13 protein-coding genes are annotated in these 12,304 nt (G+C 67.5%); 8 read left to right on the plus strand and 5 right to left on the minus strand.

Features of this window, described 5'->3' with window-relative positions; translation table 11 throughout:
* Window positions 1–4 precede the first annotated feature (4 nt).
* A complete protein-coding gene (locus tag F8O03_RS15780; RefSeq protein ID WP_151424716.1) occupies window positions 5–289 on the minus strand; it encodes a hypothetical protein in 285 nt (94 codons plus the stop codon).
* Window positions 290–384: 95 nt separating this feature from the next.
* Between F8O03_RS15780 and msrA the strand changes: the two genes are divergently transcribed.
* From msrA to F8O03_RS15805, 5 genes are all read left to right on the plus strand, one after another.
* Entirely contained in the window at window positions 385–906 is a 522-nt protein-coding gene (gene msrA / locus F8O03_RS15785) for a peptide-methionine (S)-S-oxide reductase MsrA (RefSeq protein WP_151424717.1), read from the plus strand.
* 191 nt (window positions 907–1,097) lie between these two features.
* A complete protein-coding gene (locus F8O03_RS15790) occupies window positions 1,098–1,631 on the plus strand; it encodes a single-stranded DNA-binding protein (RefSeq protein WP_151424718.1) in 534 nt (177 codons plus the stop codon).
* 50 nt (window positions 1,632–1,681) lie between these two features.
* Entirely contained in the window at window positions 1,682–2,137 is a 456-nt protein-coding gene (locus F8O03_RS15795) for a DUF6993 domain-containing protein (RefSeq protein ID WP_151424719.1), read from the plus strand.
* A 46-nt stretch (window positions 2,138–2,183) separates the two neighbouring features.
* Window positions 2,184–3,866 carry an energy-dependent translational throttle protein EttA gene (ettA, locus tag F8O03_RS15800; protein ID WP_104253131.1) on the plus strand — a complete coding sequence of 561 codons (1,683 nt, stop codon included), beginning with the start codon at window positions 2,184–2,186 and terminating at the stop codon, window positions 3,864–3,866.
* 107 nt (window positions 3,867–3,973) lie between these two features.
* Window positions 3,974–4,471, plus strand: a complete 498-nt coding sequence (locus F8O03_RS15805; protein ID WP_151424720.1) for an acyl-CoA thioesterase — start codon at window positions 3,974–3,976, stop codon at window positions 4,469–4,471.
* A 45-nt stretch (window positions 4,472–4,516) separates the two neighbouring features.
* Here F8O03_RS15805 and F8O03_RS15810 read toward each other — a convergent pair whose 3' ends face one another.
* Window positions 4,517–5,491: an acyl-CoA thioesterase gene (locus F8O03_RS15810; protein WP_151424721.1), complete on the minus strand. Its 975-nt coding sequence runs from the start codon at window positions 5,489–5,491 to the stop codon at window positions 4,517–4,519.
* Window positions 5,492–5,555: 64 nt separating this feature from the next.
* Here F8O03_RS15810 and F8O03_RS15815 point away from each other — a divergent pair, with 64 nt between their 5' ends.
* The gene (locus tag F8O03_RS15815) at window positions 5,556–6,263 is read left to right on the plus strand and encodes a DUF8185 domain-containing protein (protein ID WP_244296334.1); all 708 of its coding nucleotides are present in this window, start codon (window positions 5,556–5,558) and stop codon (window positions 6,261–6,263) included.
* Window positions 6,264–6,340: 77 nt separating this feature from the next.
* Window positions 6,341–7,687, plus strand: a complete 1,347-nt coding sequence (gdhA, locus tag F8O03_RS15820) for an NADP-specific glutamate dehydrogenase (RefSeq protein ID WP_104253127.1) — start codon at window positions 6,341–6,343, stop codon at window positions 7,685–7,687.
* A gap of 31 nt (window positions 7,688–7,718) precedes the next feature.
* On the opposite strand, the gene F8O03_RS15825 is transcribed toward gdhA, so the two are convergent.
* Entirely contained in the window at window positions 7,719–8,174 is a 456-nt protein-coding gene (locus F8O03_RS15825; RefSeq protein WP_280115584.1) for a globin, read from the minus strand.
* A complete protein-coding gene (locus tag F8O03_RS15830) occupies window positions 8,171–9,097 on the minus strand; it encodes a mechanosensitive ion channel family protein (protein WP_151424723.1) in 927 nt (308 codons plus the stop codon). Before F8O03_RS15830 ends, F8O03_RS15825 begins: the two co-directional genes overlap by 4 nt.
* An 89-nt stretch (window positions 9,098–9,186) precedes the next feature.
* On the opposite strand from F8O03_RS15830, the gene F8O03_RS15835 reads away from it, so the two are divergent.
* Window positions 9,187–9,672 (plus strand): glutathione peroxidase, encoded by a 486-nt coding sequence (locus F8O03_RS15835; RefSeq protein ID WP_104311414.1) that lies wholly within the window; start codon window positions 9,187–9,189, stop codon window positions 9,670–9,672.
* Between the two features lie 72 nt (window positions 9,673–9,744).
* Here the strand turns inward: F8O03_RS15835 and pepN are convergent, their stop codons facing one another.
* Window positions 9,745–12,300, minus strand: coding sequence for an aminopeptidase N (pepN, locus tag F8O03_RS15840; RefSeq protein WP_151424724.1), 2,556 nt, complete (start codon window positions 12,298–12,300; stop codon window positions 9,745–9,747).
* Between the last annotated feature and the right edge of the window lie 4 nt (window positions 12,301–12,304).

Below are 12,304 nucleotides of genomic sequence, written 5' to 3' on the forward strand. Positions count from 1 at the left end.
ACCTTCAGAGGTAGCGGAACGCGGTGACCGCCTCGGCGAAGTCCGAAAACTCGTCGAGCGTCAGGAAGGCCGTGGAGGTGCGGCTCATGCGGGTGGCCGCGTAAGCCACCCCCGAGCCGCGTTGGTGCTCTTCGACGTACCCGCGCACGGCGCCGTTGGAGCCCGTGACCCGCCACCGCGCCGCATGCACCCGCGTCGCGGTGAGCCCAGCGAATCGCTGGGTGAATGGGCCAGTTCGGGGAGTGAGCGTCGGGGTGGAGCTGGACGGGGTGAGGTGCGTCGTGGTCATGAGGTCAGGCTAGAAGCGACCACCGACATTCTCGGTGCTGGCTGAGTTCGCGCAGGGCTCAGCCATGGGACCAGCCAGCGGCGTAGCCTTGGCGCATGACCGAATTCGTGCTTGCAGGTGGCTGCTTCTGGTGTCTCGACGCCGTGTACAGGAACGTCAAGGGTGTCAGCGACGTGATCTCCGGCTACACGGGTGGCGAGCACCCGAAGCCGGACTACGAACTCGTGTGCACCGGCACGACCGGGCATGCAGAGGCCGTGCGCGTCGTCTTCGACGAGAACGTGGTGCCCGCCGACGTGATCCTCGACATCTTCTTCACTCTGCAGGACCCGCGACAGCTCAACCGGCAGGGCAACGACGTCGGAACGCAGTACCGTTCCGCGATGTACTACACCGACGAAGCGCAGCGCGAACTCTTCGAAGCGGCCCGCGACCGCGCCGACGAGCTCTGGGGCGGCGGAATCGTCACCGAGATCGCCCCTCTTGGTCAGTACTTCGACGCGGAGGACTACCATCAGGACTTCTTCGCGAAGAACCCGGGCCAGGGGTACTGCAACTTCGTTGCCGTGCCCAAGGTGAACAAGGTACGCGCCAAGTTCACTCCCTACATGCTCTGACCTGCGGTGCCAGCCCGGACGGGCTCGGCACTCTGACGACACGGCGCCTGTGGACGGAACCCCGTCCACAGGCGCCGTTGTCGTCGGAAAGAACTGACGCCCGCAGTCGCACACTGGTGCCGCGGTCCGGTGCGGAGCTCTCGGCACGGGCGCCGCGTCGGACCGCACCGCATCCAGACCAGGGGGAGAACATGCAAGACCACATCACGCTCATCGGGAACCTCGGCAGCAAGCCGGAGGTGAGGACAACCCCGGGCGGGCAGCACGTCGTGAACTTCAGCATCGCGACGAATTCACGGCGCCTGAACCGCACGACCAACGTCTGGGAAGACGTGGATCCCAACTGGTACGACGTCGCTGCGTGGGGCGACCTCGCGACGCACGCCGCGAAGTCACTCGACAAGGGTCAGCGCGTCATCGTCGTCGGCAAGCTCCGGATGCGGAAGTTCGAGACCCAGAACGGCTCCCGCACGAAGCATGAGGTGGTCGCGGATGCCCTGGGCCACGACCTGACGGCCGGTTCGTCGATCTTCGCCAAGCGGGAGCGAGCCTCGCATGAGAAGCGGGTGAGCGACCAGCAACAGGGGTTCAGTGGAGCACCAGGCTTCGGCGATCAGCAGAGCGAGGCTCCGCCGGAAGAGGACGACGCCCAGGCGCCGCCCAGTGAGGCGGAGTGGCACAAGCCCTCTGTCGCTGATGCGGGGGCGTACCCGACGCCCTTCTAGGAGCCGCGGCCACCTACACTGGTGACCGCCCCGTCCGAGAAAGGTCCCGAATGCGCAGCTCCCGTCTCTTCGCCCCAGTGGCTCTGGTGGCGGCGCTGGCGCTGGCGGGATGCTCCTCGGAGGAGGCGCAACCCCCTGCGGAGACGACCGCCGCGGCCGCGCCCACGCAGGCGGCACCAGCTGCGTTCGTGCCAGGCGGGACGGCGAGCGACAACAAGCCGATCTTCGATGAGACCAACCTGCAGACGATCGCGACGAACGGCTCGGCGAGTTCCGTGGAGTTCGTCGACGCACTCGCAGGGATCGGCTTCGACAAGGCGGCCATGGAGGTCACCTTCGACCGCACGAATGTGGACCTCGAAGCTGACTACATCATCGTCTCGGTGAAGATCGGTGAGGAGTGCCTTGTGGGCCAGCGCGGCCCGCGAGGCTACACCTCGGACATCGTCGCGCCCGTCAGCACGGGAAAATGCCTCATCGGGCTCACCCAGCCCATCACCTGGTAGCGAAGCCCCGCGCGCTGTCAGCCAACCAACTCCTAGACTGGAACCCATGGCCGAGTACATTTACCAGATGATCCGCGCCCGCAAGGCGGTCGGAGACAAGCTCATTCTCGACGACGTGACGATGTCGTTCCTCCCAGGCGCCAAGATCGGCATGGTCGGTCCCAACGGGGCTGGTAAGTCGACGATCCTCAAGATCATGGCTGGCCTCGACACCCCCTCGAACGGTGACGCGACCCTCACGCCGGGCTTCACGGTCGGCATCCTCATGCAGGAGCCGGAGCTCGACGAGACGAAGACGGTTCGCGAGAACGTCGAGCTCGGCGTCGCTGAGACGAAGGCGAAGCTCGACCGCTTCAACGAGATCTCCGCGCTGATGGCAGAACCCGACGCCGACTTCGACGCGCTCATGGAAGAGATGGGCACGCTCCAGGAGTACATCGACCATGTCGACGCCTGGGATCTCGACTCGCAGCTCGAGCAGGCGATGGACGCCCTCCGCCTGCCGCCGGGCGACGCCGACGTCAGCGTCCTCTCCGGAGGCGAGAAGCGCCGCGTCGCGCTCTGCAAGCTCCTCCTCGAGAAGCCCGACCTCCTGCTCCTCGACGAGCCCACGAACCACCTCGACGCCGAGAGCGTGCTCTGGCTCGAGCAGCACCTCCAGAAGTACCCAGGCGCAGTCATCGCCATCACGCACGACCGGTACTTCCTCGACCACGTAGCCCAGTGGATCGCAGAGATCGACCGCGGCCGCCTCCACGGCTACGAGGGCAACTACTCGAGCTACCTCGAGAAGAAGCAGGAGCGCCTCCAGGTCCAGGGCAAGAAGGACCAGAAGCTCGCGAAGCGCCTTGAAGAGGAACTCGCGTGGGTGCGCACCAACGCCAAGGGCCGTCAGGCCAAGTCGAAAGCTCGCCTCGCCCGGTACGAGGAGATGGCGTCCGAGGCCGAGCGCACCAGGAAGCTCGACTTCGAAGAGATCCAGATTCCCGCAGGCCCACGCCTCGGCAGCATCGTCCTCGAGGCGAACAAACTCAAGAAGGGCTTCGGCGAGCGCGTGCTCATCGACGACCTCAGCTTCTCGCTGCCCCGGAACGGCATCGTCGGCATCATCGGCCCGAACGGTGTCGGGAAGACGACGCTCTTCAAGTCGATCGTCGGCTTCGAAGAGCTCGACGGCGGCGACCTGAAGATCGGCGAGACCGTCAAGCTCTCGTACGTCGACCAGTCGCGCGGCGGCATCGACCCCGAGAAGAACGTGTGGGAGGTCGTCTCCGACGGTTTCGACTACATGCAGGTCGGCAACGTCGAGATCCCGTCCCGCGCCTACGTCTCCACCTTCGGGTTCAAGGGGCCAGACCAGCAGAAGAAGGCAGGGGTGCTCTCCGGTGGTGAGCGCAACCGCCTCAACCTGGCGCTCACCCTCAAGCAGGGCGGCAACCTGCTGCTGCTCGACGAGCCCACGAACGACCTCGACGTCGAGACCCTGTCGAGCCTTGAGAACGCGCTGCTCGAGTACCCCGGCTGCGCCGTGGTCATCACGCACGACCGGTGGTTCCTCGACCGCATCGCCACGCACATCCTCGCCTACGAGGGCACCGAGGAAGACCCGAGCCGCTGGCACTGGTTCGAGGGCAACTTCGAAGGCTACGAGGAGAACAAGATCGAGCGCCTCGGCCCTGACGCGGCCAAGCCGTCGCGGATGACCTACCGCAAGCTCACGAGGGACTAGTCCCGACCGGAACCCCGGGGCCGCAGCGTGCGGCCCCGGGGTTTCCTCGTCCCGTGCCCCGTCGCGCGCAGCCAACCACCAGCACACAAGAAGGACCAACCTCGCCGATGCGCTTCCACGTCCCCACGCTCCTCCGCTGGAGCGACCTCGACGCCTACAACCACGTCAACAACTCACGCGTGCTGACGCTCCTCGAAGAAGCCCGAGTGCGCGCGTTCTGGAACATCGGCGCCTCCAACGACGACGAGCGGCCCCTCGCCATCATCGACGCGGCGGCTGAGGGAGGCGACACGCTCACACTCATCGCGCGCAACGAGATCGAGTACCTCGCGCCCATCCCGTATTCCACGAAGCCGCTGGATGTGCAGCTGTGGATCTCCAAGATGGGAGCGGCCAGCGCCGAGGTCGACTACGAGATCTGGAGCCCGGAGGAAAGCCACCAAGAGGGCACGGAACGCGTGCGGTACGTGATCGCATCCTCGACCCTCGTGTTCATCGACGCCGCAACGCAGCGCCCGCGTCGCATCAACGACCGAGAGCGGGAGGCGTGGACCCCCTACCTCGACGAGCCGCTCACGTTCCGCGGCGGCCGCAGCAACGACTGAGTCGACGGGCGCTCGGCCCCGGGGCGACGGCCGATCCTGCCGGCGTCAGCCGCGCTTCCGGCGCACCATGCCCTCCTGGGCGACCGTCGCCACAAGCGCGCCGTCCCGCGAGAACAGCTGCCCGCGGGAGAGCCCACGGCCCCCGCGGGCGACGGGGGAGTCCTGCACGTAGAGCAGCCACTCGTCGGCCCGCGCGTCCCGATGCCACCAGACGCCATGATCGAGGCTCGCCGCGCGAAGCCCCGGCGTCGACCAGGTCAGTCCGTGGCCGCGCATGATGGGCTCGAGGATCGAGTAGTCGCTCGCGTAGGCGATGGCGGCCCGGTGCAGCATCGGATCGTCCGGCATGCGCTCCACGGCCTTGATCCACACCGCCTGCGCCGGCGTCGGGTCGCTGGCGGGCTCGAGATAGACGGGCCCGTCAACGTGCCGCATCGTGAACGGACGCTTCAGGAGCCAGTACGCGGCCAGCGACTCAGGCGCGTCGTCACCGAGCGTCGCCTTCACCGTCTCCAGCAGATCCGCCTCGCTCGGCAGATCCTCCGGATCCGGGATCCCCACTGGCATCGACACCTCATGCTCAAAGCCCTCATCGACGTCCTGGAAGGAAGCGATCATCGACCAGATCGGCTGACCGCTCTGGAAGGCGCTCACAGCCCGGGTCGTGAACGAGTTGCCGTCATGGATACGGTCGACCGCGAACGTGATCGGCAGCTTCACGTCGCCCGGGCGCAGGAAGTAGCCGTGCATGGAGTGCACCGGGCGATCCGCGGCCACCGTCCTGGCGGCGGCGACCAGCGACTGCGCGGCGACCTGCCCGCCGAACACCCGCCCGTGGGGCATCCATTGGCTCGGGCCCGTGAAGATGTCGTCCCGCGTGCGGGCACCAGTGTCGGTGAGATCGAGCGTGTGGAGGAACGCGTCGAGAGGCGACAGCGCTTCGAGCGCGTCGAAGGAGAGCGGCGCCGGCTGGTGCTGAGCGGGCGAAAGCGAGGACGACTCGTGGAGCTGATCTGCCATCCCAGCAGTCTAGAGACCCGCCGCCGCAGGAGCGCTCGGGAAGAACTGGGTAGGTTAGATGGCAATGTCTCCCGTCCTCCGCATCCCCGATCTCCGTGCCGCCCGCGACCTCGAATCGTTCCTGGGTCGGGCCGGACGCATCGAAGACGGCGCGGTGCGGATCGTCGCCACTGGTTCGGTCGGGGCGTTCTGGGTGCCCGTGCTGCGGCCGCAGGGCATCCTCGACACCTCACCGCTGGTGCTCGGCGTGCGCGCGCTCCGCGCCGAGCTCCTCGGTGAAGCGGGCGACGACGCGCACGCGGGAGCGTTCGACGTGACCGTGCCGTTGCGAGCGCTCCTCGACCGTCTCGCCAGGCTGCGCGCACCGGGGGACGACGCGTCCGCGGACGCGACCGTCGGCTTCGACCTCTCGGTCCCGCCAGAGCGACTCCGCGAATCGTGGGCAGGTATCGCAGCCCCCACCGGGGGGTGGAGCCTGACGGGTGTCCTGCCAGCGGCGACACTCATCGCGGCCGCGGACCAGGGCATCGCTGAGGTCGCCGAAGCGGTGCCTGGCAACCTCGGGACCGCCCTCGTCGAACGTGTCCGCACGGACGTGTGGACCCGCGTCATCGACGAGCCGAGCGGCCTCACGAGCGGCGCGGCCTTCGCCGCCCTGAGCCTCGGGTTCCTGCGCTCCGGTGAGGACGCGCGCATCCTCACAGCCGGAGCGTGGCTGCGGCTCGAGACAACGCAGGGCAACGTGCTGCTGCGATCGAACCAGGCACGCTGAACGCTGCCACCGCCCCCGGAGCGAGTCTCTCGCTCCGCATCCGCGCACCCACGTGCGCCTCACCCCCGGAGGACCCCATGGACCGCAGCATCGACAGCCTCAAGACCGCGATCTTCGCGAGGAACGCGGGCGAACCGGAGTTCCACCAGGCGGTCACCGAAGTGCTCGACACGCTCGGCCCGGTCCTCGACCGCCACCCGGAGTACTTCGAACTCGCGGTCATCCATCGACTGAGCGAGCCGGAGCGGCAGATCATCTTCCGTGTGCCGTGGGTCGACGACAACGGTCACGTGCAGATCAACCGCGGCTACCGCGTGGAGTTCAGCTCTGCCCTCGGCCCGTACAAGGGCGGGCTCCGGTTCCACCCTTCGGTGAACCTCGGCATCATCAAGTTCCTCGGCTTCGAGCAGATCTTCAAGAACGCGCTCACGGGCATGCCGATCGGCGGTGGCAAGGGAGGCGCGGACTTCGACCCGCGGGGCCGGAGCGACCGCGAGATCATGGCGTTCTGCCAGTCCTTCATGACCGAGCTGTACCGCCACATCGGTGAGCACACCGACGTGCCAGCCGGAGACATCGGCGTCGGCGGCCGCGAGATCGGCTACATGTTCGGCCAGTACAAACGCCTGACGAACCGCTTCGAGGCTGGCGTGCTGACGGGGAAGGGCATGACCTGGGGCGGATCACTGGTGCGCCCGGAAGCGACAGGTTATGGGACGGTGCTGTTCGCGCAGGAGATGCTCAGGGCGACCGGCGACGACCTCGATGGCAAGCGGGTTGCTGTCTCCGGTTCCGGGAACGTCGCCATCTTCGCGATGGAGAAGGCGATCGCGCTGGGCGCGACGGTCGTCTCCGCGAGCGACTCGTCTGGAGCGGTGTACGACCCGAACGGCATCGACGTCGAGGCCCTCAAGCAGCTGAAGCTCGTCGAGCGGAAGCGCGTGGGCGAGTACGTCGACCGTGTCGGTGGAGCGTCTGAGGCCCTCGCGAGCGCGGCCGCGCTGTGGCACGTGCCCGTGGACATCGCCTTGCCGTGCGCGACGCAGAATGAACTGGACGGGGACGCTGCGGCGGCCCTGATCGCGAACGGTGTCCGCGTCGTCGCCGAGGGCGCCAACATGCCGTGCACGAAGGAGGCTGCGGACCGGTTCCGCTCCGAGCCAGGGGTGCTGTTCGGCCCGGGCAAGGCGGCCAACGCCGGTGGTGTTGCGACGAGCGCGCTCGAGATGCAGCAGAACGCGCAGCGGGACTCCTGGTCGTTCGAGCACACGGAGGCGCGTCTCGCGGAGATCATGCGCGACATCCACACGCGCTGCAGCGAGACTGCGGAGGAGTACGGCAAGCCGGGCGACTACGTCCTCGGTGCGAACATCGCCGGCTTCTCGCGAGTCGTCGATGCGATGCTCGCGCAAGGCGTCGTCTGAACGACGACCGGGCCGGACGTCGCAGCCGAGCTCAGGAGTCGGTCTCGGCTCCTGGGCTCGGCTCGAACGTGTTGACCATGGCGGTCGCGGCCCTGTCGAAGTAGTCGGTCATCTGCGCGCGGTGGATGGGGGAGAGCTCGAGCTGGTCCATGGCGGCGTGCATGTGCCGCAGCCAGTGCTCTCGAGCCTCCGGGTTGATGTGGAAGCCGTTGTGGCGCATCCGGAGCCGCGGGTGCCCGCGCTGAGCGCTGTACTCGCTCGGCCCGCCGAAGTACTGGGCGAGGAAGTGGCCGAGGCGCCACGTGGCCCCCTCGAGGTCGTCCTGCGGGTACATGCGCCACATCAGCGGGTCGTCGCGGACGCCCTCGTAGAAGGCTGCGGCGAGCTTGTCGAACGCGGGCATGCCGCCGATCTCGTCGTAGAGGGTCGGCACGGCCGACGCGCCGCCGTCGGATCCGCGGAGGTGGATGGGGATGTTCGACATCATGCGGTGCCTCCAGCGGTCGGCTGTCCGTCGGCCCCGTCGAGCACGATGGCCTTCAGCGACGGCAGGTTGATCTCGGCCGACTTGAGCGCATCCTGCGTACGTGCGCGGAGCTCGCGCTCCACCTCCCACCTGGTGCCGGGGCGGACGCGGATGGTGAGGCGAAGGACGACGGCGTCGGAGGAGATGGACTCCATGCCCCACATCTCGGGGGTGCCGATGAAGTAGTCCATCCAGTCCGGGTCTTCCGTCAGCTCCTTCGCGGCCTGCAGCATGACACGTTCGACGTGCGCGCGAGACGTCTCGTAGGGCACGGCGAGGTCGAAGACGATGCGGTTCCAGCCCTGCGAGAAGCTGCCGACGCGCTGGATCTCGCCGTTGCGCACGAACCACAGCGTTCCCTCGACGTCGCGGATCTGCGTGATGCGCACGCCCACCTTCTCGACGACGCCAGTGGCTTCCCCCATGTCGATGACGTCGCCGACCCCGAGCTGGTCCTCCATGACCATGAACAGGCCGTTGAGGACGTCACCGACGATGCGCTGCGCACCGAAACCGAGACCGGCACCCACCGCCGCGCTCAGGATCGACAGCGAGGCGAGGATGCCCGGGTCGATCTTCGCGATGATCATGACGACGAGGATGACGACCACGACGACGTTCACGATGTTCGTCAGGACCGAGCCGATGGTGCGCGTGCGCTGCACGGTGCGGACGGCAGCCAACGGGGATCGGACCGAGAGCGCCTGCGTGTCGGTCACTCCGCGCTTCTTCTTGACGCCGCTCACGATCTGCTTCACGGAGCGGTCGATGAGCTTCAACAGGATCCATCGGAAGACGAAGGCCCCGAGGATGTAGAAGACGATCGTGATGGGAACGTCGAAGGGGGCGAGCGCGGTCGTGAAGGAAGTCCAGAATTCTGCCATAGCGCATCGAGTGTAGGCGGATGCGCCTCTCCGTCTCGTGTGAGCGGCGTGCGAGGAATAGGCGGGTCGCGCATCCTGTTGCCCTCAGTATGAGCCTCAACGTGAACGACATCGAAGTCACCACCATCGACGGCGAGGCCAGGAAGCTCGCGGCGTATGAGCCCGTGAAGCTCGTGGTGAACGTCGCCTCGAAGTGCGGCCTCTCCGGGCAGTACGAGAAGCTGGAGGAGCTGCAGCGGCAGTACGGCCCGCAGGGGTTCACGGTGCTCGGGTTCCCGAGCAACCAGTTCCTGCAGGAGTACTCGGACACCTCGAAGATCAAGGAGTACTGCTCGCTCACGTGGGGCGTCAGCTTCCCCATGTTCGAGAAGGTCAAGGTCAACGGCCGATCCCAGCACCCGCTCTACGCGGAGTTGACGAAGACGCCGGATGCGAACGGCAAGGCCGGCCGGGTCAGCTGGAACTTCGAGAAGTTCCTGATCGCCCGCGATGGCACGGTGACGCGCTTCCGCCCGACGACGGAGCCTGATGCGCCGGAGGTCGTCGCGGCGATCGAGGCTGCGCTCGCCGAGTAGCAGCCGGAACCGGAGCAACGCGGAAGAGGTCGCCTCCCAAAGTGGGAAGCGACCTCTTCTGCGTGCACGCGGCTACTCGGGCTGCGCGTCGCGCTCCTGGGCGGCGAGAGCCCGGACGACGCCGGCGCGCCCTTCGATGATCATGCGGCGGAACGCGGGGGCCGCGGCCTCGTTGTTCGCCAGCCACTCGTCGGCGGCGTCGCGGATGCGCGCAGTCGCGAGACCCGCGGGGAAGAAGCCCTCGATGAGGGTCTCGGCGATCTGGAAGCTGCGGTCGGCCCAGATCGTCGAGATGTGACCGAAGTACCGATCGACGAATGGCTCGAGGAGCGCCTCGTCGTTGACCCGGTCGAAGCCGGCGACGGTGGCCCGAACGATGGCGTTGGTCGCGTCCGAGCGCTCCATGACGGATGCCCAGGCTGCTTCCTTGCCCTCCGGCGTCGGGAGCGCGGCGCGCGCGTGAGCCGCGCTGCGCTCCCCGTCCGCTGTGCGGTCGGTCTCGAGACGAGCCGCGATCTCGGCCTCGCCGGCGCGACCGCCGGCGACGAGCGCGTAGAGCAGCTCCCAGCCGAGGTCGGTGTCGATCTCGAGTCCCTCGAGCGCGAACGTGCCGTCGAAGAGCGCGGCGACCGCGTCGAGCTGCGGCCCCGTCTCGGCGAGCGAGGCGAACGCCCTCACGAAGCTGAACTGCGCATCCGAACCCGCCTCGGCCCGCTTCGCGAGCTCGAAGAGCTCATCGGTGACGACCTCGACGATCTCGGCGCGGTCTTCCGGTGCCGTGTAGAACTTCGCGGCCGAGATGAGCTGTCCGAGCACCGTGCGACGCGTCGTCGACTCGGTCTCGGTGCCGATGACGCCGAGCACGGCGCGGATGAAGTCGCGTGCGCGCAGCTCCGCATCCCTCGTCGCATCCCACAGCGAGCTGACGACCAGCGAACGCGAGAGGGGCGCGCGCAGCTTGGGCAGGTGCTGCTGCACGGTCGTGACCGAGTGCGCGTCGAGGCGGATCTTCGCGTACGCGAGGTCGTCGTCGTTCACGATGATCAGGTCGGGCAGGGCACCGCCGACGAAGCTCGGCACCTCGGTGCGCTCGCCGTCGACATCCAGCTCGAAGCGGTGGATGCGGACGAGCTCATCACCCTGCACGTTGTAGAGCCCGATGGCCAGGCGGTGCGGGCGGATCGTGGGGTGCTCGGCGGTCGCCGTCTGCTCGATCGCGAACGACGTGAAGTTGCCGTGCTCATCGAGCTCGTAGACGGGGCGCAGCGTGTTGACGCCGGCGGTCTCGAGCCACTTCGCGCTCCACTCGGTGAGGTCGCGGCCGCTCGTGACCTCGAGTTCGGCGAGGAGGTCGCGCAGTTCAGTGTTGCCCCACGCGTGCTTCGAGAAGTACGCGTTGATGCCGGCGAAGAAGGCGTCGCGGCCGACCCAGGCGAAGAGCTGCTTGAGGACCGAGCCGCCCTTGGCGTACGTGATGCCGTCGAAGTTGACCTGCACGTCGTCCAGGTCGCGGATCTCGGCGACGATCGGGTGCGTGGAGGGCAGCTGGTCCTGGCGGTAGGCCCACGACTTCTCGCTCGCGTTGAAGGTCACCCAGTTCTCGGTCCACTCCGTCGCCTCAGCCGTCGCGAGGGTCGAGATGAACTCCGCGAACGACTCGTTGAGCCACAGGTCGTTCCACCACTTCATGGTGACGAGGTCGCCGAACCACATGTGGGCGAGCTCGTGGAGGATCGTGACGACGCGTCGCTCGCGCACCGCATCCGCCACCTTCGAACGGAACACGTAGGTCTCGGTGAACGTGACGCAGCCGGCGTTCTCCATGGCGCCAGCGTTGAACTCGGGCACGAAGAGCTGGTCGTACTTCGTGAACGGGTACGGAACCCCGAAGGCCTTCTCGTAGTACTCGAAGCCCTGCTTCGTGGTGCGGAAGATGTTGTCGGCGTCGAGGTTCGGCGCGAGGGACGCGCGGCAGTAGACGGCGAGGGGGATCGTGCGGCCGTCGATGGACGTCAGCTCGTCGCGCACCACCGTGTACGGGCCCGCGACGAGCGCGGTGATGTAGCTGGAGATGCGGGGCGTCGTGCCGAAGTGCCAGACGGCGCGCTCGGCGTCGATGGGCTGAGGCGGCTGCGACGGCTCGTTGGAGACGACCTGCCACGCGGCGGGCGCGGTCACATGGAAGGTGAAGTTCGCCTTCAGATCGGGCTGCTCGAACACCGCGAACATGCGGCGGGAGTCAGGCACCTCGAACTGCGAGTACAGGTAGACCTCGCCGTCGGCGGGATCGACGAAGCGGTGCAGACCCTCGCCCGTGTTCATGTAGATCGCGTCGGCGTCGACGGTCAGCGTGTTGCGCTCGGCCAGGTTCGGGAGCTGGATGCGCACCCCGTCGTTCACGGCCGCCACGTCGAGCGCCTCGCCGTTGAGCACGACGCTGTGCACCTGCCGGGTGATGGCATCGATGAACGTGGACGCTTCGGGAACCGCGGAGAACGTCACCGTCGTGATCGAACGGAACGTCTCAGGACCCGTCGTGAGGTCGAGTGCGACGTCGTAGTGCTCGACACCGAGCACAACTCCTCGACGCTCGACCGACTCAGCGCGAGTCAGGTTCTCTCCGGGCATTCCA

This window comes from Pseudoclavibacter terrae, from assembly GCF_008831075.1.
GTDB classification, from domain to species: Bacteria; Actinomycetota; Actinomycetes; order Actinomycetales; family Microbacteriaceae; genus Pseudoclavibacter; species Pseudoclavibacter terrae.